Here is a 20,900-nt window from a genome sequence, read left to right as displayed (position 1 = left end):
TCTTGAAAAATCTATTCGTACTATTCATAGCCCTTCTTGCTGGTTGTCAGGACCTTGGGCAACTATCCTTTGTGTGTGACCTACCAAAATCACTAAAAGAGAACTCGGGAATAGAGATGGTCAAAGAAGATGGTCTTATTTGGTTCGTTGAAGATTCTGGTAATAAAGATCATATCTATGGAGTCAACTTTGAAGGAACGATCGAAAGGGACATCAACATAAAAAATGCGAAAAATGAGGACTGGGAGGACCTTACCAAAGATACTTTGGGAAATTTGTACATCGGTGACTTTGGTAATAATGAAAACGATCGTAAGGATCTTGTGATCTATAAAATACCTAATCCTGAGAACACCGATAAGGATGATCTTGAAGCAGAGAAGATCAAGTTTAGCTTTCCCGAGCAGAAAGAGTTTCCACCAGAAAAGGATGAACTTCTGTATGATGTAGAGGCCTTCTTCTATTTTGAAGGATGGTTGTATCTCTTTACCCGCAATAGGATGTCTAAAAAGCATTTCGATGGCAGGTCGTTGATATATAAAATTCCTGCCATCAAAGGAGATCATAAGGCGATGCTTGTCAAAGAATTTTTCAGCTGTGAAGAGGCTGCCAGTTGCCAGATAACCTCAGCGACCATAAGTCCGGATCTTTCAAAAGTAGTACTTCTGGGCTATGACAGATTGTGGGTTTTGACCAATTATCTCGGCGATAAGTTTACCGAAAGCAGCATTGAGACCATTAAGCTAGGGCATTATTCGCAAAAGGAGGCCGTTTGCTTCAAAAATGATTCTACGCTCTTGATCTCTGACGAAGCAGACCCTCACGGTGGTCGAAACCTCTATTCCTTTCAGCTTAAAAATTGAATCCAAACCCAAAAGAGATCCGCAAGCCATCATCCGACGAAAAGAGTCCGATATTAGCGCCTAGCGCATTTACGCTGTCAATCCATAGACCCCCTCCAAAAGAATCTTGCCATTCACTATCAGGGTCGTTATCTACCCAGACCCTTCCAAGATCATACCCTCCATAAAGACCTATCTGTAATGGAATAAATGATGTTTTAAAGGACTTTAGACTATAGCGCAGATCGCCGTTGAAGACCAAGCTCTTTTCACCAGAAAATCGCTCGTTCCTATAACCACGCAAACCGTTATTTCCACCAAGATTTGCCGCTTGGTAAAACTCTAAGTCCTCGATACTGGTAAAGTTTAGATGACTGCTTGCGGCGGTTTTCAAAACGAGATTTCCATCTCGCGTGATACGGTTGTAAAAAGTGATACTCGGTCTCAGATAAAAGAAACTTCGATTGGTCTCCCTGAGATTTAAGGTGTATCCTCCACCAAGACCAAATTCCATGCCCCTCGTAGGGCTGATTCTTTGGTCATGACTTTCATAGGTATATACGATGTCTGCTGTGCTAAAATACTTAGTATCGTAGAATTCTTCTATTCCCGCGCCAATGGCATCGATAAATCTTGTTCCAGTTTCTTCGATAGTTATGGCATCGAATCTTATTTTAGCCAAAAGATCACTTCCATATTTTCCTCTTGCTGCGACTCCAACATAAGCTCCGAGTTCACTGAGGCGCACCCGATTGAAGTCCAAATCGAGATCATCATCAAAATTAGGGGTATCACTTCCGAAGCCAAAAAAGTTTTGAGTAAAATTATCCGAGGTTGCACGCGCACCAACGATCAAATTTGTATTTCCAAAAATATTACCGAACTCACCATCGTAGTTGACCACAAAACCACTAGTGGCAAAGTACACGTTGGCCGCGACGGTATGCTTTGAGGTGAAGGGACTACGTTCAAAGCCATAATGTGTATGAGAAAATCCTAGGCCAACGCTTATTCCCGTATCAGGATTGAATCCTAACGCCGGGATCCAGGTGTTGGCGTTATAGATATTACTGGCTTCTTCGAATAGATTGATCTCGTAATCATCGGTAAATTTGATCTTTGCACCCTTATTCCGTTCAACGGTGTTAGGTTTGCTTTTATGATCATAGACCCTTAGTTTTTTTCCGTTTTCAATGCGATAGATATCATTGTTCTGACCTCCGATAAGTCGTATAAGTACTGGTTTGTTTCCTTTTCCCGACACTTCGAATATATCATCGTCATCCAGACCATAGATCCAAACTTCTTTGGTAATATCACTGTTGAACGCTCTTTCAAAGAAAAGATCCGCTTTGACACCATCTTTAATACGGTACGCCTTCACGTTGGTAATCCCATCTGGCCGTCTTTCAATTACAAAATGATCGTCCTTGTCGGTTCCAGTGACGATCATCAATTCGTTTAAAAGCTTGAAATAGGAGGTGGCGGCCTCAGAGATCTTAGCTCTTCGGGATTTCAACTTCTTTTTGACCTCTTCAACGTCCATAGATCGTACCTCGATTGGAATATTGGCAAAGGCCCGGTCTATAATATCATCGCTCAAATTTTGCTCGATGAACTTGGCTTGTTCTATCCAAGCCTTTTCGTCCGTTCCCGACAAAAGTGTTCTATCAAGTCGGATCGGCTCAAAATTGAACCATTCTAGATCTTCATACTCACGGCTGTATTCGCTCAATATTCGGGTAGACGGACTTAAGAATCTAATGATATCTAGCAACTTTCCATCAAATTTTGAAAAAGCCTGATCCCGATCACGAGGAATAGGTTTATAGATCACTTTACCTCCTTCTTCAAAAGCCGCCCAACGCCATTGATCCTCATGGCGATCCCAATCACCGATAAGCATATCAAAGAGACGCGCCCTGATGTATGCATCGGTATCCAACACATACTTTTCGTCTTTTCTAAGGTTTTCAAAGAATTTGCTCGTACTGTCTATCTCATCTGGGCTGCCAAAGTTATCATGGTCATTGTTGCTATCGGAAGCCTTTGCTTCGATCATATACAGTTCGTCGCCATAGTTTGTATTGTATTTGCCCAAGGCCTGTTGCTTAGGCACATAGAACAATTTGGGCTCGGTGTGATATACGCCAACCGCGTCCGAAAGCGTTCCAACGGCGAACGGTCCATACGGATAGGCCGCGGTATAGAAGTCCTGTAACATCCGCTCTGGAAATGAATTTTCGAACTGATCCTTTATATATTCTTGTTGAAAGACCGAAGCTTGCAAAAAGGAGACCGCACTCTTTTTCAATGCCCGCATGTTATACTCTCTGCCCTCTTTATCTACAAGTCGAAGGGTTTTGCTTTGGTTGCCGCCGCCCATCCTTATGGGTGTGAGTCCTCCATAGAGCGTGTCGAGCAACGCAACAGGCGCAGCGACCTCTATCCCGTAGGACGCTCTAAAATGTTCTCCAAAGAACTTCTGATAGCCCTTAGACTTTTCAGTATCGGCCTTTGGATATATCGACGCTTTCTTCTCTTTTGGAAAGTCTTGATCAAAGGTTCCTTCGAAGACGGCTAACTTTTCATGGACTTCGGTCGTATATAGTCGCTCGTTATTGGTATCATAGAAACTTACTTCCGAAGACCCGTCGCTAAACATCCTCAAGATGGCATATCCCTGCCGGCCATATGTAAATTGAGCGTCACCAACCAATCTGGCTGCTGTTTCCTTTGCTCCAGCCCCAGAGACGATGATCGGTACTCCATCATCGCTATTGAATTGTAGGTTGTGCTCGTGTCCCGAAACAAAAATGACCCGATCTCGTTCTTGAGCTAAGGTCATGAGGCGATTGGCCAACCGCGCATATCGCACATTGTTTCTATCCTGCGGAGATACGCCTCCCGAACTTCTCAATTCTGTAATTAAAGACCCAAGAATAGGTAAAGGTACCTTCGCTTGAAAGGGAAATAAATGCTTCTTTAGAGGAAATTCACCTCCATGCGAACCATGGGTGCTAATCGGATGATGCATGGCAACAACCACGGTTTTATTCTGGTTATCTTTTAAGATATCCTTGAATTCGGCGAAAAAATGCCCTCTGGTTTTAATATCACAGTCATCGTTGATGGTCGGATGTCTATCCCAATCGGTAAGATACCATTGCGAATCGATCAAAACCAAGTGTACATCCTCTGAGATGTCTACTTCGGTAATGGCACAACCGTCCTCAGGTAAAAAAGTATCTTTCCCGAGGGTATCTTCGACCATCTTTTCTTGTCTTTTTACACTTTTCAGTCCTTCGTTGTACCAATCGTGATTTCCAGGAATAAAAACAGTATTTCCCTTGAAATTCTTTACAGTCTCCAACTGGACTTGAAGTCTATGCGCTGCTAATGCATATTTAGGATCACTCTCTCTTGGCAATCCTTCTTCATAGATATTGTCTCCTAAGAAAATTGCTGTGCTTTCTTTTGGAGCCTCTGATACTATCTCTTTAAAAGCTAAAAGTGCTGCTGTAGATTTGCCTTTCTTTGCTCCTCCGGCGTCTCCAATCAAATAGAAGGTGTGTATAACTTTCTTGTTTTGGGCAGGAACTGTGTTGGTTTCTGGAAGCATTTGCGACTTATAGGTGGCGCAAGACGACATCAATACAAATAATATAAGCAGTAAGAGCTGTGGCTGATCGGTTTTCATAAATTGTGCTAAAAAGAGTACCTTTAAACTGAAGCTAAATTTACCGAAAATATGGCAAGCATCTTGGATAAAACCCAACAATATGTCTTTAAGACGCTGAATGAAAGGCTTTCCCATAAATACCTCTATCATAATTACAGTCATACCCAGCGCGTGGTAAAACATGTGAAAGAATTGATCGCGGCGGAAAACCTTTCGGAGGAAGATGCCGAACTATTGGAGCTTGCCGCATGGTTCCACGACATCGGATTTGTGGAGGGTGGAGAGGGCCATGAAGAGAAGGGAGCTTTATTGGCCAAGGAATTCTTAGCGGCGGAGGCCTATCCAGATGATAAGATCAAAACGATACAAGACTGCATCCGCGCTACCAAAATGGGCGTTACCCCAAAGACCCTACTACAAAAAATGCTGTGCGATGCAGATTTCTCGCATTTCTCATCGAAGAATTATGGAGAAGTTTCTTCGTTACTTCGCGGAGAATTGGAACAGTTAGGAATAAGTTCTTATACTGACAGCCAGTGGGTGGAAGAGAATATCAAAATGTTTCTTGAGCATCATAAATTTTATACCAAGACCGCTGCAGAGCTTTGGCAACCTCAGAAAAATAAAAATCTTGTTCAGCTAAACAGAGCACTTAGAAAGATTAAGGAAAAAAAGAAGGTAAAGAAGCGAAAATCAGCAGAGTTAGAACGGAAGGTAGCTAAGGAGAAAAGACCCGATCGCGGTGTTGAGACCATGTATCGTGTCACTCTAAGAAATCATATTAAACTAAGCGATATTGCCGACACCAAAGCGAACATCCTACTTTCGGTAAATGCCATCATCATCTCGCTGGCCTTGGCCAATTTGATCCCTAAATTGGATAACCCTTCCAACACCTATTTGATATGGCCAACGCTGATCTTTTTGGTCTTCAGTTTGATCTCCATGGGACTCTCCGTCTTGGCTACGCGTCCCAATGTTACCACAGGTAGATTCAACAGAGAAGATGTAAAGCAGAAAAAGGTAAACCTCCTTTTCTTTGGGAATTTTCATCAAATGAAACTTGAAGATTTCGAATGGGCCATGAATGAACTTATTCAAGATAAGGAGTATTTATATTCATCCATGAGCAAAGACCTTTATTTTCTAGGAAAGGTACTTCATCGAAAATATAAAATATTACGGTTTACCTATGCCATTTTCATGATCGGCATCGCCGTGTCGGTCATTGCATTTGCCGTCTCTTTTAAAATGTATGGCAATTAGGCCTTGAGCTCCTCCATCAGATCCTCATACGTATAATGTCTCTTCGAGTCTTTTCCTTTTTTGTAAAGGACTTCTGCCCTAATGGCTTTAAGACCGCTCACTCCCTGTAAACCTTCGAGCTCTACAATTTCGATATTATCGGTAAAATAGTTTTTAGACTGCAAAAATTTGATATACCTCAAATACTCTAACTCATCCTTCTCTTGAGAGTATACAATAGCGATCTTTCCCTTTTGTGTCAATCGCTCATCTGTTCCTTTCACAAATGATTTATCTATCCGCTTCTTTATGATCTCGTAGCGGGCATTGTAAGTGCCGTCAACGTCAAACTTCTTCTCATCCATCCTAAATCTGATCGCCAAAGGTGCACTATACACCAAAATAAGCGACGCCACATCCAGTTTTACTGGCAATTCTGGTTTTAGGTTATAATGTTTGTTCTCCATTTCGCACATCACCTGTAACTGCCATAACCGCAGATTGTTCAGATATATCTCGTGGAAGTCCCTTCCTTTGACCATCGATTGCCCTATGTACATATTATGTTCCACACCATCGGTCTTGTATCGTTCAAAATAGTGAGGAAACATATTCTGGGCCTCTTCTTGATGGCGATCGATCACATGGGCTAATTTTTTATTGATCATTGTGACACTTTCATCATAGTTCCTGCGATGGTCATAGACCCCTTTTTTGTCGATGTCAATGAAGGCCTCGTATTGGGTCACCAAATGTTGAAGGTCGTTGTTCCTTGCGCGCAAATGTTCCAAAATGGGCTGAATGTCCTCTTCGATAAAGTCTGTGATGGACTGTTCGCTATGAGAATATAATACTTCTTTAATGCTGTCTAGATGATTCTTGATACGGTATTGTATCTCATCATAGATCGGTAGCGGCTCTAAAGTTTTGACCTGCTCGAACAATACATCTAAATGAGAGAGTTGAATCATCAGATCTTTTTGTATGGCCTCGTTTCTTGCATCGGACGAACCTTTGATGTCCACTTGCCCATATAAAGGATAGACATCGATAAAAGAAATATCCTTGAAACTGGGTTGGTTGCCTAATAGATCTTCTTTAAGAAAACGCTTTGCCTCGTCTTCGAACTTCCAATTCACAGAAGGGTGTATAGAGGTACATTCATTTTGTATGATGGCCTGGATAAGATTTTCTTCCTCCGATCTCGATCTTAAGACAGCTTCTACGATAAAAGGCATTACGTCGACCAACTTATTCGCATTGACACTATTTAGCTCTTTCGGACGCTTAGAAACCAATTCTAAGACCCCTAGTAATTCGCCCTCACTCTGAATTGGAGCGAAAATAGCACTTTTAATCCCTTGTTCTTTCAATGCCTTATAGGGATTGATGCCCCCTGAAATTTGATAGTACTTATCTACATCAGAAATCGAAAAATAGTCCTTTTCATCCACCAAGCTTTTGTAAGAGCCCGAACATAGCGCTGTTTCGCAAGATTCCATTTCCTTGCCACTCAATAAAAAACTATGGATTCCCTTACTACCAACATTTTCAAAAGATTGTTCTGCCTTATTGAATACCGTGAACCCTGCTTGCATGTCCTTGATATTGAAGAGTCCCTGAAAAATTTTTCGGAAGTCTTCCATAAAATTCTCACTCTGTCGTTTGTCCGACGCTAATAAGGCGGTCTTTAGTTCTGAGATGGCCTGATCGGCCGTGACATCAAAGATATTAGAGATCACAAAGCCCTTGGCGATATAGCTCTGAGGTGGGAATTTCTGCTTCCATAGCTCTAGATTGTCGAAATTATCCATCAACTCGTCCACATCCTCTTGAGTGATGGGTATCGCCTTGTCTGTCGGAAGAATCTCCATAAAATCGGCGTTATATAAGATCTTGTAATTGCGAACGATTCCGTTGGCGTCTGGAATATCGTAAAAGAAGGGTCTTTTGAAATCTAGATTATAGCCATAGTGAAACGCCAAGATCACCGTACATCCAATAATGTATCGTTGATCCTCGGGCATGTTTCTTATTTTCAGTTCAAAATCATCTCCTGCTTCGGTGATTATTTTCTTGAAACGTTCGGAAGAATTGAAAATAAGGTCGTGAAAAGGAACCGAGGCCGTTTTGATCTCATTGAGTGTTAATACACTAGAAAACGAATCTTCGAGTATGATACCGATCTCGTCCTGATATTTATCTAAAAGTGCAAGTTCGTCAAATCCCTCACGAAGCAACGGATGAGTGTCGGCTACCTGCAACACTCGCTTCGCTTTCTTGGCGAGATACTCATCTTTATCGTTGTTTTTAGCGATCTGCTCATATTGCTCTAAAAGCTTATTGAAGCTTATTTTTAGCAATAAGGGAGAATCTTTTGTTTCGTTGATATTGGTCATATGGTTATTAGACGATTAACGATGAACAAAGTTACAAAAAGATCAATCGCCTAATGTTAAGGAAATTAACATCCATTTTGGAGCTTTTCGGTTTTTTTAATGATCTTTAATAAAAAAATAACCGATGTCCTCACAAACCAGACTGACAAGGTCTTATAAAAATGCGAAGCGGATTGCTTTTGATGATGACTCTAAGTTCATCCTTTTCAGTGATTGTCATCGAGGAGATAATAGCTGGGCCGATGATTTTGCCAACAACAGAAATATTTACTTTCATGCCTTGAAACACTATTATCTAAACGGTTATTCGTATTGTGAACTTGGTGATGGTGATGAACTTTGGGAAAACCTCACTTTCGAGCCCATCTTTGAGGCACATAAAAATGTCTTCCTGCTTATGCAACGATTCTATGACGAGGGCAAGCTGCACTTGATCTATGGCAATCACGACATGGTCTATAAGAACGAAAGCTATGTGAAAAAGCATTTAGCAACGTTCTTTGATCCTAGAGAAGGGACCGAAGTTCCTCTGATGCCCGAATTAGAATATCACGAAGCCATCATTCTTGAACATCGGGAAACACAGCAGGAGATCTTTCTGACACATGGGCATCAGGCCGATTTTATGAACTACCACGGTTGGAAATTCAATCGATTCTTGGTAAGGATCTTATGGAAGCCGTTGCAAGTACTCGGCATTTCGGATCCTACGAGTCCCGCTAAGAATTTCAAGGAATTGATCAAAGTGGAACGAAGGGTAAAACGATGGATCATCAATAATGGTAATCGAATGACGGTCATCGGACATACGCATCGCCCTCGTTTTCCCGAACCTGGGGACATCGCCTTCTTTAACGATGGGAGTTGTGTACATCCGAGAAGTATCACTGGCTTAGAGATTGAAAAAGGAACCATTTCCCTTATCAAATGGCAGATCGCCACTAAGGATGATGGGACGCTTCAGATTGTAAGGGTACTATTGGAAGGGCCACAGAAATTGGTGGATTATCAATAAAAAAACTCCTTTGAATGTTCAAAGGAGTTTGCTTTTATGTCTTGTTTGATCAACTTACTCTCGTGTGATCTCTAAAATATCAAACTTCATGGTGCCATTGGGTACTTCGATCTCAGCCACATCGCCAACCGACTTGCCCAACAATCCTTTTCCAATAGGAGAGTTCACGGATATTTTACCACTTTTAAGGTCAGCCTCGCTTTCGGCCACCAACGTGTATTTCATTTCCATTCCATTCGTCTGGTTCTTGATCTTTACTGTAGAAAGCACCAATGCTTTCGATGTATCTAATTGCGATTCATCGATGAGCCGTGCATTAGACAAAACTTCTTCTAACTTAGATATCTTTAACTCCAATAGGCCTTGGGCTTCCTTGGCAGCATCATATTCTGCATTCTCACTAAGATCACCTTTGTCCCTTGCCTCTGCAATGGCTTGTGATGCCTTTGGACGTTCGATGTCTTTAAGTTGATTAAGTTCGTCTCTTAACTTTTTTAATCCTTCTTCGGTATAATATGATACGTTACTCATAACTCATTCGTTTATAAAGACAAAAATCCCCTCGTGCGAGCGGATTCAATACAAATATACAAAAATATTCTCGTTAAACCCTTTTTAATGTAACTTGCACAAAATAGCAATGATGAAACGTTTTCTTATCTTTTTTCTACTTATTACCGTTCTTCTCTCGTGTAGTAGCGACGACAATAGAGCGCAACGCAACCCTTTTTTACAAGAAGTGTCTTTCCGATATACCATCAATTTGAATCTACCATCATTTGATAACCTGCGATTTACCGGAGGCTCTCTTTTGATTCAAGATCCTGGCGCTGGTATACGAGGAATCATTGTGTACAACCTTAATGGCACCACTTTTTTGGCTTGGGAAGCTAGTTGTCCCAATCACGCACCAAATAGCTGCTCTACCATGAGCCCCAGCAGCGCACTGGCCACCTGCTCTTGTGAGAACTATCAATACAGCTTAGGTACCGGCGGCCCGCTTTCTGAAAGCGATGATGGAACACCTTTATTTCCGTTGCTCAACTATAGTACCGTAGTAAGTGGAAGCAATGTAATCGTCTCTAACTAAAAACTCCCTCTCTGGGAAAGGGAGTCATTATTCAACTTCTTTTTTTGACCATCTAAAACTTCAATGTAGCTCCGAGCAAGAAGTTAGTTCCCGCCTGTGGGTAATATCCCGTACCATCGACCGTGGTGACCACTCCGGGCTGACTAAAATCGTCATCAAAATTGAAGTAATAACCATTGGAAACATATTGCTCATTGAGAATATTGTTGAACAATCCTGTAAAAACGATCGACTTAAAAATGGTATTTGTCTCGATCTCGTATTGAATATTGATATCATTTACGAAGTAACTTTCCAGTTTGGCCACTTCCAATTCGTTATTGGATAGGAATTGCTCTCCAACGAATTTTGAAAGTAAGCTTATTTGAAATCCGCTTATAGGTTTGAAGGCGATCATATTTCCAGCGATGACTCTGGGAGAAAATGAAATATCGGTATTCCCAAAGTCTCTCAAGACACCATCTCTAGATTCGACATAGTCCAAATTCTTGTTAACGCTGAAGGTTGCGTTGGGGCTCCACACCCATTTGTCCGTGATAGCCCACATGGCATCTAACTCCAACCCCAAACGATAGCTGTCTCCCACGTTGGAACGAATTGGTGCGCCAACATCATCCAACTCGCCGGTTAGTACCAATTGATCCTTATATCGCATATAATAGAGGTTGGTGTTCAATCGAACGTTCTCCTTATTAAAACGCCATCCCAATTCGAAATCGTTCAAGAACTCGGGCTTTGGATTTCCATTCTCGTAATCGGAGCGGTTGGGTTCGCGGCTTGCGCGGGCATAGGAAAAATAGAGGTTGTTGTTGTCATTTACATTAAAAGTGACTCCTGCTTTAGGATTAAAGAAGAAATGCTCATCGTCTACTGTAAAAGTCTCGCTGCCTTTTACGGTTCCATCTACCTTGTAATCGACCCCTCTAATTTGTAGGTCTCCAAAAAGCCTCCATCGATCATCTAGATCAAAATTCGCCTTGGCAAATAAGCTATATTCCTTCTTAATTGCCTTGTTGTAATACAAACGGTCAAAAGGCTCACTATTGCTGGCATATCTGGCCCAGATCAATTCGCCGAAGTGGTCTCCGTCGTATTCACTGTAAAGACCTCCGAAGATGGCTTCAGTATTATCCTTGCGGTAGTTTACAGAGAATGTCCCTACATAATAGTCGTTATCTAACCAAAGTCTGCGCACATTGTCTGTCTCGGTAATGGTCTGCCCATTGACAACAACAGGGTCTAGTCCCAAGAAATCAAAAGTGGCGTCTGGCGCAAAGTTAAATTCCCGGGAAGCATATTCATCGATATATTCTTCAAAGAATCCACGTCCCCAAGTATAGTTGAGCCCAAGTCTCGCCGACCAGTGTTCATCAAATATTCTATTGATGTGAAATTGATAATGATCTTGGTTATAATTATCTACTTGATCCTCATAAAAACCGAGAAGGTTGCCATTCTCGTCATATTGTTCTCCAGCAGGGTTGTAGGTTCTATCTGTTTCGAGTAGGGATCGTGGGATGCCGAACCATGATTGGTAGGTGCGTTCCTTCCCTCCAAAGACCAATGCTTTTACCAATGTTTTTTCATCCACATAGGAAGCTTGTAAAAAGTATGATTTGAGATCGGCACTCGCCCTATCGATATAGCCATCCGATTGGATACTGGAGAGGCGACCTGCGATCTCAAAATGGTCATTGATCCTTCCAGTACTGAATTTAACCGTATGCTTTCTTGTCTGAAAGGATCCTATAGCGTTGGAGATCTCTCCATTGGCCTCTTCAGAAACAGCATCGGTGAGAAGATTCAAACTAGCGCCAAACGCGCCAGCACCATTGGTCGAAGTTCCTACACCTCGTTGAAGCTGTAACGATTCTACCGAGGAGGCGAAATCTGGGAGATTCACCCAGAAAGTTCCTTGCGATTCGGCATCATTATAAGGTATTCCGTTGATAGTGACATTGACCCTTGTGGCATCGCTACCACGAACACGGATACCAGTATATCCTATCCCTGCGCCAGCATCGGAAGTAGTGACGACCGATGGAAGATAATTCATAAGGATCGGGATATCCTGTCCTAGATTTCGTTCCGCGATCTCTTCCTCTGAGAGGTTGGAATGGCTGACTGGCGAATCGGCATCGACGCGAACAGCGGACACAAGTACCTCATCCAAAATGGTCATATTACTTCCAAGCTGGACGTTTAAGGTTGTATCACTGTTGACCTCCACCTCTTCCAAATGTGCTTTGGGAGCCAGGTAATGAAACGACAAAATGTAATTTCCCTTTGAAAGTCGCAATGTATAAACACCTTCAAAATCTGTGGTCGTACCCGTGGTCGTTCCTTCAACAACAACACTGACACCCGGAAAGGGTCTTCCATCCTGATCCGTGACAACTCCCGATAAAGTATAAGTTTGCGCTATGGTGGTAAAGCTCAGCGCAACGAAGCTTAAAAAAGTGAATAAGGTTTTCATCCGTAAAAAAACTACGAATAAAAGGGGTCATTATTCTTCGGTTAATAAATTATTGAAATTGCTTCACTATTCACAGTTTGTGCACCAACTGTTCTAGTAAAAATTCCTTGGCAGCATTACCTGCCCAGGTTCAATGGGTATGATCTCAGCCAGTACCGAACAACTCGGTATTTAGGCACCCCTTTTGAGATATGGCAGCAAAGGTACGATAGAAAACTATTTTAAAAACTAAAAAGACAGAAATTTTAAACGTTCCTTAACAGGCCTTTCTTCGTATATACGAAAAGTCTTTTGATGAACAACCCTAGAAGCATCACTCCAAAATTAGTTTTTAGCTATGTGCTCTTTGTAATTCTTACCGGCATCGCTGTTGGAATCGTTTACAAGGGCATCATGAAGATCACTCTGACCAGTGATGATCTGGAAGTAGACCACAAGAAGACCCTAGCCATTGGAAACATCCTCAGTGACCTCTATGCGTCGGAAGGATTGGCCCGGAGCGCTACACAAACGGCATCTTGGTCCCGCTACGACCAATTCGTAGCCTCATCAGACACTGTAAAGATGGAAATAAATGCGTTGCAGGCACTCCTTGATAATCCATCTCAAATCGCGCAATTGGACAGTACTCTTCAACTCATTGACAAAAAGATCAAGAATATCGAAACGCTTGTGCAACTAAAGCGAGAACACGCTTCCAAAGAAATTGTAGAAAAAGCAAAGCAAGAACTCTATAAACTCGAGAATTCATTGGGAGGCGTCAATAGAGAAGATTTTGTGAGTAATCCAGACGAGCTGAATTCCGAAGAACTACGAAAGATCGATCTGCTTATCGAGTATATCAATAATAGTGTTACAGACAAAGATATCGATCAGATCGATAAGGCAAAATTTGATTCCTTGATCAATGCCACAAAAGACATTGTGGAGGATTTACAGAGAGAGTCTGAAGCCCTACAAAAGACGATGAAGAGGAAAGAATTACAATTGCTACAGAATGATATAACCATCTCACAGCAACTCAGACAGCTACTATCAGTGATCGAAACCGAGATCTTCTTAAACACGATCAAGGAAGATACCCATAGGCAAAATGCTGTCAACGCCACCTCAAAAAATCTCAGCATCATCGGTCTTGGCAGCTTAGCGCTCATTTTGATCTTCTCATTTATGATACTAAAAGATTTTTCTAAGAGTGAGAAATACCGAAAACAGTTAGAGGCAGAAAAGAACTTCTCAGAGTCTTTGTTGGATAGTCGCGAACGTTTGATCAATACCGTTAGTCATGACCTGAGAGCGCCTCTGAATGCCATGGTGGGGTATATTGAATTGTTGCATCGCCCCAATCAAATAGAACAGCGCAAGACCTATTATACCCGTTTAAAGGAATCCATCTCCTATGCCTCCAAATTATTAAACAACCTCCTCGACTATTCGAAGCTCGAAGCGGGAAAAATGACCATCGAGAAAGAAACCTTCAATTTAAAAGAATTGATCGATGAGACCGCCCATTCGGTTAAGATCCTATATTCCCAGAAACCTGTCGATCTGATCTTGGAAGTAGAAAAAGTCTTGGATGCTACTTACATTTCGGACCCTTTTCGATTAAAGCAAGTCCTTACCAATCTCATTGCAAATGCCTTTAAGTTTACTTCGGAAGGAGCCATCACTATCACTGCATCGGTGACAAGAACATTGAAAAATTGCGTGCTGGTCAGTATCAAGGTGAAGGATACGGGAATAGGCATTGAGAAAGAACAGCAAGAGATGATCTTCAAAGAATTTGCCCAAGCAGGCATTGGTATTGAACGCAGCTATGGAGGCTCTGGCCTAGGGCTGACCATATCGAGAAAGATCATCGCACTTCTGGATGGAGATATTTCCTTAGAAAGTGAGAAAAATATAGGAAGTACATTTACCGTAACCCTTCCGCTGCAAAAGGTGGGTGAAAAAAACGAGCGACCACTTGCACAAAGCGATAGCACAAAGAAAATACCCTCTAAAGACCCCGTTGCTGTTATTGTTGATGATGACGAATCGCAACTAGCGCTTTTGGGAGAACTACTGCAGTCTCAAAATATTCGTCATATTGCCTTCAGCGACCCGCGAGAGGCACTAAAGGAATTAGAAAACGAGAGGTTCGACATTGTCTTTACAGACATTATGATGCCACAGATGAATGGGGTGGATTTTATGAGGAAATTAAAGGGTGCGGGTTTCTATAGACGTCAACCTGTAGTAGCCATTACCGGAAATCACAATGCAAAATCGTTTATTGGAAAAGGCTTTTCGTACTACATTCAAAAACCCTTTTATGCTTACCAACTCATAAAGGCCATCAACCACTTTAGCGAGCTAGCGGATAAGGTCATCCCTAACAGCATTGAGCCTATGACAACCCATCTTTACAATATTGATCGATCATACGACCTCTCCAATCTCCGGGAGCTTTTGCAAGATGATGAAACAGCCATGAGAAAGATCATAAACACATTTATTGAAAACACCAAACAGAACATCATAGGGCTGCGGAAGGCTATCAAGGAAAAGGATATCGTCTACATCAAAGATATAGCACATAGAATGTCTCCCATGTTCAAGCAACTAAATGCGTTGCACGTCTACAAACTACTCGATGAGCTAGAGCACTTCTCTATTGCTCAAAGTAGCTACGAAGGTCTTCGATTGAAGCTTGAAAAAGTAATAGAAAGGATGAATGCACTGATTGAAGAGCTTCAAGCTGAATTTAAAACTTAAGGTCGTATTGCTTTATCTTATTGTAAAGGGTCTTTCTGTCAACTCCTAGTATTTTGGCCGCTTTGGTCTTATTGAATCGCGTTTTCTCCATTGCCTTGAGAATCATCTGTTTTTCATTATCGTGTTTAGATAGCAGCTGTTCCTGTGCGTTGAGTTCACCATATCTCAGAAGTTCCCTTGGAAGTGCCTCGGTCGTTATAATGTTCCCTTTTTCTAACAAGGTAGCCCGCTTTATCAAATTGCCCATTTCCCGGATGTTCCCTGGCCAGTTATAATTGTTAAAGATCTCGATCACCTCTTCAGAAAAACCCGCGATGTTCTTGTCTAATTGATCGTTTGCCGATTGAAGAAAGTGATTCGCAAAAAGCAAAACGTCCTGTTGTCGATCATAGAGCTTGGGAACTTCTATGATAAACTCATTTAACCGATGATACAGATCTTCTCTGAATTTTCCTTCTTTGACCGCCTGGCCAAGGTCTTCATTGGTCGCTGCAATCACTCGTATGTCAACGCTTATTTCCATTGTGCTGCCCACAGGTTTCACCTTTCGTTCTTGCAGCGCCCGCAATAAATTGATCTGATTTTCATAGGAGAGATTTCCAACCTCATCCAAAAATAGCGTACCCTTATTCGCTGCTTCAAAATGTCCGATTTTGTCCATGGTCGCTCCCGTAAATGACCCTTTGACATGTCCAAAAAATTCGCTAGCGGCAATCGCTCTAGGAATCGCTCCGCAATCTACTGCCACAAAGGGATGTTGGGCCCTTAAACTCTTGTCGTGTATCGCTTTTGCCACATATTCCTTGCCGGTACCACTTTCTCCCCAAATAAGTACCGACATATCTGTAGGGGCCACCAATCGTATGAATTCTGACAACCTCTTGGACGCTTCACTCTTTCCTTCTATCAGCGTAGCCCTTTTGCCACTTGAAGTAGCGATCTTGGCCGATACCTCGGGCTTGGATGGTTTCAGGGCTGAATCGATGACAGCGATGATCTCATCTGGACGAAACGGTTTGGACACATAATCGTAAGCTCCCTTCTTCATAGCTTCGACCGCGGTCTTCACATCAGAATAGTTGGTCATCATAATTATCGGGATAGCTGTTTTAAGTAGCTTTACTTCGGACAGCAAAACAGTGCCTTCTCCATCGGGAAGGCGCAGATCTGTGAGCACCAAATCGTGGGTGGCACTCTTCAACTCTTTACGCGCCGCCTCGATTGAAAATGTAGCGGTCACATGAAAGCCTTTCTTTGTTAGAAAAGTTTCTAACATCTTATTGAAAGCGATGTCATCTTCAACAAGTAGGACATTGAACATTTGATGGTCATTGGTTTTATTATGTCCTCAAAATTAGGCTTCTATACTTTCTTTTCATCAAAAAAAATCATAAAAAAAGAGGCTACGTGGTTGTAACCTCTTTAAAACTTGATCAAAAAAATTATGAAAATGGTTATTATTCATCCTTCTGGATCCATTCTCCCTTTTCATTGGCATAAAGCGTTGTCTGTTGACCATCGACAGTTAAAACTAGCTTATATTCGTCTTTACTATTCTTGTAGACTTCAGTCAGCTCTGGAGTTGCTTTGAAATCTCTTTGTAAGGCTTCACTGATCGCTTGTGGCAATTCTTCTGGTGAGATTTGCTTAAACTCATCTTGGACTGCTTCTACCTTTTCCATCGTTGTTTCGGCTGTATCTTGAGCCATAGTGTTGGTGGTTGAGAGTAATACGAAACTAAATGCCGCAGCAATTACAAAAAATACTTTTTTCATGATAAAATCTTTTATAGTTATTGATATGCCAACTATAAGGGAAATATCATGCCAGCGGTAAAGTGAAAAGAAAAAATAAGTATAAATAATTGAAAATCAAATATTTATATTCAAAAAACTTGTAATGTCATATTTCGAAAGAAGTGTGGAAGTGTGGAATTTTGAGTGGAAAACCGTGGAAAAATTCCACAATGATGATCGTTAATCATTTTTCTGATGTGCTGGTTTTAGAAGATCATTGACCGTTTTCACAGGATTGAAGGTGATGAGCGGGACTTCTACGAAAGCGGTATTCCAAAAGGCCATTCCTCCATTCCAAAGTCCCGGTCGCTCCAAAGCTTTCAGTTTCTTGCCACTTTTCGACTTCGAGGCGATAAAGTATGCTTTTTGATCTACAAATTTCTTTAGATTGAACTTATCGCCTTTATAATCGACAACACCACATACAATATCCACAGGGTTAAAGTGCGTGGCATTCGCAAACAATTTTTTCTGGTATTCGTTCTGTTTGTCGATCTGGGCATTTTCGACGATTTGAAGCGACACATAGCCATTCTCATGTTTTACCCAAAAAGGTCCACCGCCAGGCTCGCCCTCATTCTTTACCATTCCACATACACGAATGGGCCTATTTAACTTCTCTATCAAATATTCGATCTGATATTTAAAGGAGTATTTTTCAAACTCTTCATTGACGCGCACATTCAACTTGTCAAAAAGAAACACCAGCACCTCTTCTAGGTTTACCTCTTGAGGCGTGTTTTCTAACATCATTAGATATGCAAAACAACTCGATTGCAATTCGAACAGATAGCCGCCCAGCAACTTCTTGTACTTTACGATTTCATCTTCATACTTATTGACGACAACATTATCGACATTTTTTATAAAAATGATATCGGCATCAATATCGTTCAAATTTTCGATCAATGCCCCATGTCCACCTGGCCTAAAGATCAATGCTCCATTGGCATCGCGCATCGGCTTGTTCTTCATATCAACGGCGATCGTATCGGTATAGGGCTCTTGAAAAGAATAGGATATGTCGTAGACACAATCGGTCTGGTCCTCGATCTTTGCTATTACCTGCTGCTGTTTTTTTTCAAATATCTTCTTATGCTGAGGTGATATGGTAAAATGAAGCTTGGCCTTGTTGTCTACACAAATATATTTGTTAGCCTCAAATAGGTGCTCTTCAAAGGCTGTGGCGGTATGCTCCTTATAGCTATGGAAAGGAAGCATTCCCTTGGGCATCTCTCCAAAGTTCAATCCGTTTTCACTTAGCAATGTCTTTACGAACAATACTCGAAATTCATCGGTCGGCAATGATTTGATATCCACTCCTACTTGGTGTTGAATATAATTCAGTACTTGATCGTAAAAAGGGAATTTTTCGAGCCCGATGAAGAAAATTTTCAAGCGCGATGCCTTGTGCTTGTTCACATAAGAATTGATCGATTCCTGCCCGATGTCATACTCTTTGAGAAAGTCGAACAAGAACTTGAACATCCTCGATGCCGCTCCCGAAGCAGGGGTGAACTTGACAATGCTCTTGCCTTTTTTCAATCGATTGTAATTTTCAACAAATCGATGGACCTCTTCTTCAGCAAAGGTCGTGACCCCATTCTTCAATGTTGCAGCGTCTTTCAGGTCTATGTATCGTATTCCTTTCTTAAAGATGTTTATTTGTTCTATCACATCTTCCTTGGTAAGACCTTTGGCCTCAATTTGACGAATATCTTCGGGGCTAAAGTTCATTCTTTGTTGCGATTAGTTTTTCGATTTGGGCAATGGCTGTTCGCAGTCGCTCCTCTCTCGTCCCTTTCAACAAGACATAAGGTCGATCGTATTTTATCAAAGTATTATGAAAGTAATCGAACATTCGCTTTCGCTCATGAGGTTTGTCTCTTAGGTCGTCTTTTTCCCAAGGCACGTCAATATACGTTAAAAAATAAAGGTCATAAGAATTCTCCAACGCATATTTTTCCAAGGTGGGGTCACAGCTTCCCGTGTAATAGGCTTCAGAATACACTTTGGTCTCCAAAAGATCGGTATCACAGATGAGCACCTCATTTGCTTTTTGGGCAAGGTCGTTCTCCATTTTCATCTGCCCCATGGCAATTGGCAATAGGTCCTTTGGCTCGCAGGTCTTACGCTCGTTGTTCCATTTATCTTGAAGATATTCTCGCGCGTACTCTCTTACCCACACCGTATTGTAATGATGTGCAAGTTGCTTAGAAAGCGTCGTCTTTCCAGTAGATTCAGGTCCGAACAGGACCACCTTTATACAGCTGCTACTCTGTTGTCTAAGTGCTTCTTCCATGCTAGATAACCTTGAATTGCAAGGATGGTAAAAATAAGATATTGTAGCGATAGCATTCCCAGTCCCCTATAGGCGTATAATGGTACTGTGATGATGTCGCCGAGGATCCATAGTGTCCAATTCTCCAACTTCTTGTTTGCCATGTACCACATCGCTGTAAAAAATATGCCTGATGTGAAAATATCGATATAATTCTCTGTCTGTATCTCAGCGCCGTATGCTTTGTAAACGCACCAAGTAACGATCATGGTGAGCACAAAGAAACCAAACCCGATCATCTTTTCCCTCAGATTGGTCCTCGAGATAGGCACTATGGGTTCTCCATGTTTTTTTCTGGCCCAATTCCACCATCCATACATACTCATTATCGAATAGTAGAAATTCATCATCATATCTCCAAAATAACCAGCCCTATAAAGAAGGTATACGGTGATCACAGTAGCGACCAAACCTGTAGGATAAACCAAGATATTTGCTTTCTTGGCATAGAGAACACTAGCAATTCCAAAAACAAATGCGATGAATTCTAAAATGATGAACGTCCATGAAGTTTCGCGATAAGCATCGATAAAAAAATCAAAAATCTGGCTCATAGTCACTTCTATCGGATTTAACGACCTTGATATTGATCAACACATGGTCCAAAGTTTCAAAAGTCTTCCCTATCTCATCTTGAAGGAAGGGCATTACCTCGCGATAGCTACCGTAGACCTGCGTGCTTAGAAGGTTCTCTAAAACTGTAAACTTCGATCTTCTAAGTCTTTTGATAAAATCGATGATCGGGCCTTCAAAATCATTTTGAAGTGGTGTTAAGGTTAGTTCTACTGAAACTTTCATATACTATTTTTAGCCACGGATTCACGGATATTTTTCATTATTGATGCTTTTGTTATTGACCATCAAACTTAAACTGGTTAAAAGATAAGCCTCCGATAATCCAATTTGTCTGTTCCAAAGTTAGCTAGAATTCCAACTCTATTGGAAGATACTTTTAAGTAATTGATTGTTTGGGCAACATGGGAATCGTGAATGTCAAATACAGCCTTTACTTCCAACACAATTTTATCAAAAACAACAAAATCAGCAAAGAATACATGTGGAAGAATAATATCCTTATAGGTAATAGTATATTGCCTCTCCCTTTCGAAAGGGATTTTTTGTCTTTTAAATTCGTATTCCAAAGCATCTTTATAGACAACTTCCAAGAAGCCTCCACCTAAATTATTGTGAACTTCAAACAAGGTTCCAATAACCTTATATGATTCTTCTCTGTAAAGCAATCCTTCTTTAACCATA

The 20,900-nt window shown here is 41.4% G+C and carries 16 protein-coding genes; 5 read left to right on the top strand and 11 right to left on the bottom strand.

What is annotated here, in order from left to right; genetic code table 11:
* Nucleotides 1-2: 2 nt before the first annotated feature.
* A complete protein-coding gene (locus tag ACFQ1M_RS14995; RefSeq protein WP_386409638.1) occupies nt 3-863 on the top strand; it encodes a hypothetical protein in 861 nt (286 codons plus the stop codon).
* Here ACFQ1M_RS14995 and ACFQ1M_RS14990 read toward each other — a convergent pair.
* Complete coding sequence (locus ACFQ1M_RS14990; RefSeq protein ID WP_386409636.1) at nt 853-4,542, bottom strand: metallophosphoesterase; 3,690 nt, start codon at nt 4,540-4,542, stop codon at nt 853-855. The two genes, ACFQ1M_RS14995 and ACFQ1M_RS14990, sit on opposite strands and share 11 nt — an antisense overlap.
* A gap of 51 nt (nt 4,543-4,593) precedes the next feature.
* Here ACFQ1M_RS14990 and ACFQ1M_RS14985 point away from each other — a divergent pair, with 51 nt between their 5' ends.
* On the top strand, nt 4,594-5,790 hold the full coding sequence (locus ACFQ1M_RS14985; RefSeq protein ID WP_386409634.1) for a Pycsar system effector family protein: 1,197 nt from the start codon (nt 4,594-4,596) through the stop codon (nt 5,788-5,790).
* Here ACFQ1M_RS14985 and ACFQ1M_RS14980 read toward each other — a convergent pair.
* On the bottom strand, nt 5,787-8,168 hold the full coding sequence (locus ACFQ1M_RS14980) for a GAF domain-containing protein (protein ID WP_386409632.1): 2,382 nt from the start codon (nt 8,166-8,168) through the stop codon (nt 5,787-5,789). The genes ACFQ1M_RS14985 and ACFQ1M_RS14980 overlap by 4 nt on opposite strands.
* A 124-nt stretch (nt 8,169-8,292) precedes the next feature.
* Between ACFQ1M_RS14980 and ACFQ1M_RS14975 the strand changes: the two genes are divergently transcribed.
* Entirely contained in the window at nt 8,293-9,183 is an 891-nt protein-coding gene (locus tag ACFQ1M_RS14975; protein ID WP_386409631.1) for a serine/threonine protein phosphatase, read from the top strand.
* Between the two features lie 54 nt (nt 9,184-9,237).
* Here ACFQ1M_RS14975 and greA read toward each other — a convergent pair whose 3' ends face one another.
* On the bottom strand, nt 9,238-9,714 hold the full coding sequence (gene greA / locus ACFQ1M_RS14970) for a transcription elongation factor GreA (RefSeq protein WP_386409629.1): 477 nt from the start codon (nt 9,712-9,714) through the stop codon (nt 9,238-9,240).
* A gap of 112 nt (nt 9,715-9,826) precedes the next feature.
* Between greA and ACFQ1M_RS14965 the strand changes: the two genes are divergently transcribed.
* Entirely contained in the window at nt 9,827-10,273 is a 447-nt protein-coding gene (locus tag ACFQ1M_RS14965; RefSeq protein WP_386409627.1) for a hypothetical protein, read from the top strand.
* A gap of 52 nt (nt 10,274-10,325) precedes the next feature.
* Here the strand turns inward: ACFQ1M_RS14965 and ACFQ1M_RS14960 are convergent, their stop codons facing one another.
* Nucleotides 10,326-12,749, bottom strand: a complete 2,424-nt coding sequence (locus tag ACFQ1M_RS14960; RefSeq protein ID WP_386409625.1) for a TonB-dependent receptor — start codon at nt 12,747-12,749, stop codon at nt 10,326-10,328.
* Nucleotides 12,750-13,043: 294 nt separating this feature from the next.
* Between ACFQ1M_RS14960 and ACFQ1M_RS14955 the strand changes: the two genes are divergently transcribed.
* Nucleotides 13,044-15,506 carry an ATP-binding protein gene (locus tag ACFQ1M_RS14955; protein ID WP_386409623.1) on the top strand — a complete coding sequence of 821 codons (2,463 nt, stop codon included), beginning with the start codon at nt 13,044-13,046 and terminating at the stop codon, nt 15,504-15,506.
* Here ACFQ1M_RS14955 and ACFQ1M_RS14950 read toward each other — a convergent pair.
* The 7 genes from ACFQ1M_RS14950 to ACFQ1M_RS14920 form a co-directional block, all read right to left on the bottom strand.
* Nucleotides 15,496-16,827: a sigma-54-dependent transcriptional regulator gene (locus tag ACFQ1M_RS14950; RefSeq protein WP_386409621.1), complete on the bottom strand. Its 1,332-nt coding sequence runs from the start codon at nt 16,825-16,827 to the stop codon at nt 15,496-15,498. The genes ACFQ1M_RS14955 and ACFQ1M_RS14950 overlap by 11 nt on opposite strands.
* Nucleotides 16,828-16,963: 136 nt before the next feature.
* A complete protein-coding gene (locus ACFQ1M_RS14945; RefSeq protein WP_386409619.1) occupies nt 16,964-17,281 on the bottom strand; it encodes a hypothetical protein in 318 nt (105 codons plus the stop codon).
* 201 nt (nt 17,282-17,482) lie between these two features.
* Nucleotides 17,483-19,039 (bottom strand): DUF4301 family protein, encoded by a 1,557-nt coding sequence (locus ACFQ1M_RS14940; protein ID WP_386409618.1) that lies wholly within the window; start codon nt 19,037-19,039, stop codon nt 17,483-17,485.
* On the bottom strand, nt 19,029-19,604 hold the full coding sequence (locus ACFQ1M_RS14935) for an AAA family ATPase (RefSeq protein ID WP_386409616.1): 576 nt from the start codon (nt 19,602-19,604) through the stop codon (nt 19,029-19,031). The genes ACFQ1M_RS14940 and ACFQ1M_RS14935 overlap by 11 nt, the downstream gene beginning before the upstream one ends.
* The gene (pnuC, locus tag ACFQ1M_RS14930) at nt 19,565-20,197 is read right to left on the bottom strand and encodes a nicotinamide riboside transporter PnuC (protein ID WP_386409614.1); all 633 of its coding nucleotides are present in this window, start codon (nt 20,195-20,197) and stop codon (nt 19,565-19,567) included. Before pnuC ends, ACFQ1M_RS14935 begins: the two co-directional genes overlap by 40 nt.
* Nucleotides 20,181-20,441 carry a hypothetical protein gene (locus ACFQ1M_RS14925; protein WP_386409612.1) on the bottom strand — a complete coding sequence of 87 codons (261 nt, stop codon included), beginning with the start codon at nt 20,439-20,441 and terminating at the stop codon, nt 20,181-20,183. The genes pnuC and ACFQ1M_RS14925 overlap by 17 nt, the downstream gene beginning before the upstream one ends.
* Before the next feature lie 77 nt (nt 20,442-20,518).
* Nucleotides 20,519-20,899, bottom strand: a complete 381-nt coding sequence (locus ACFQ1M_RS14920; protein WP_386409610.1) for a GxxExxY protein — start codon at nt 20,897-20,899, stop codon at nt 20,519-20,521.
* Nucleotide 20,900: the final 1 nt, after the last annotated feature.

The organism is Sungkyunkwania multivorans (assembly GCF_042675645.1).
In the GTDB taxonomy this organism is placed as follows: domain Bacteria; phylum Bacteroidota; class Bacteroidia; order Flavobacteriales; family Flavobacteriaceae; genus Sungkyunkwania; species Sungkyunkwania multivorans.
The sequence above is the reverse complement of the archived record's forward strand: the minus strand, read 5'-3'. Positions and strand labels throughout refer to the sequence as shown.

What these genes read in the sequence shown, in the direction of transcription:
- ACFQ1M_RS14990 (WP_386409636.1), bottom strand. Translation starts at nt 4,542, where the DNA reads ATGAAAACCGATCAGCCACAGCTCTTACTGCTTATATTATTTGTATTG.
- ACFQ1M_RS14985 (WP_386409634.1), top strand. Translation starts at nt 4,594, where the DNA reads ATGGCAAGCATCTTGGATAAAACCCAACAATATGTCTTTAAGACGCTG.
- ACFQ1M_RS14980 (WP_386409632.1), bottom strand. Translation starts at nt 8,168, where the DNA reads ATGACCAATATCAACGAAACAAAAGATTCTCCCTTATTGCTAAAAATA.
- ACFQ1M_RS14975 (WP_386409631.1), top strand. Translation starts at nt 8,293, where the DNA reads ATGTCCTCACAAACCAGACTGACAAGGTCTTATAAAAATGCGAAGCGG.
- greA (WP_386409629.1), bottom strand. Translation starts at nt 9,714, where the DNA reads ATGAGTAACGTATCATATTATACCGAAGAAGGATTAAAAAAGTTAAGA.
- ACFQ1M_RS14965 (WP_386409627.1), top strand. Translation starts at nt 9,827, where the DNA reads ATGAAACGTTTTCTTATCTTTTTTCTACTTATTACCGTTCTTCTCTCG.
- ACFQ1M_RS14960 (WP_386409625.1), bottom strand. Translation starts at nt 12,749, where the DNA reads ATGAAAACCTTATTCACTTTTTTAAGCTTCGTTGCGCTGAGCTTTACC.
- ACFQ1M_RS14955 (WP_386409623.1), top strand. Translation starts at nt 13,044, where the DNA reads ATGAACAACCCTAGAAGCATCACTCCAAAATTAGTTTTTAGCTATGTG.
- ACFQ1M_RS14950 (WP_386409621.1), bottom strand. Translation starts at nt 16,827, where the DNA reads ATGTTCAATGTCCTACTTGTTGAAGATGACATCGCTTTCAATAAGATG.
- ACFQ1M_RS14945 (WP_386409619.1), bottom strand. Translation starts at nt 17,281, where the DNA reads ATGAAAAAAGTATTTTTTGTAATTGCTGCGGCATTTAGTTTCGTATTA.
- ACFQ1M_RS14940 (WP_386409618.1), bottom strand. Translation starts at nt 19,039, where the DNA reads ATGAACTTTAGCCCCGAAGATATTCGTCAAATTGAGGCCAAAGGTCTT.
- ACFQ1M_RS14935 (WP_386409616.1), bottom strand. Translation starts at nt 19,604, where the DNA reads ATGGAAGAAGCACTTAGACAACAGAGTAGCAGCTGTATAAAGGTGGTC.
- pnuC (WP_386409614.1), bottom strand. Translation starts at nt 20,197, where the DNA reads ATGAGCCAGATTTTTGATTTTTTTATCGATGCTTATCGCGAAACTTCA.
- ACFQ1M_RS14925 (WP_386409612.1), bottom strand. Translation starts at nt 20,441, where the DNA reads ATGAAAGTTTCAGTAGAACTAACCTTAACACCACTTCAAAATGATTTT.
- ACFQ1M_RS14920 (WP_386409610.1), bottom strand. Translation starts at nt 20,899, where the DNA reads ATGGTTAAAGAAGGATTGCTTTACAGAGAAGAATCATATAAGGTTATT.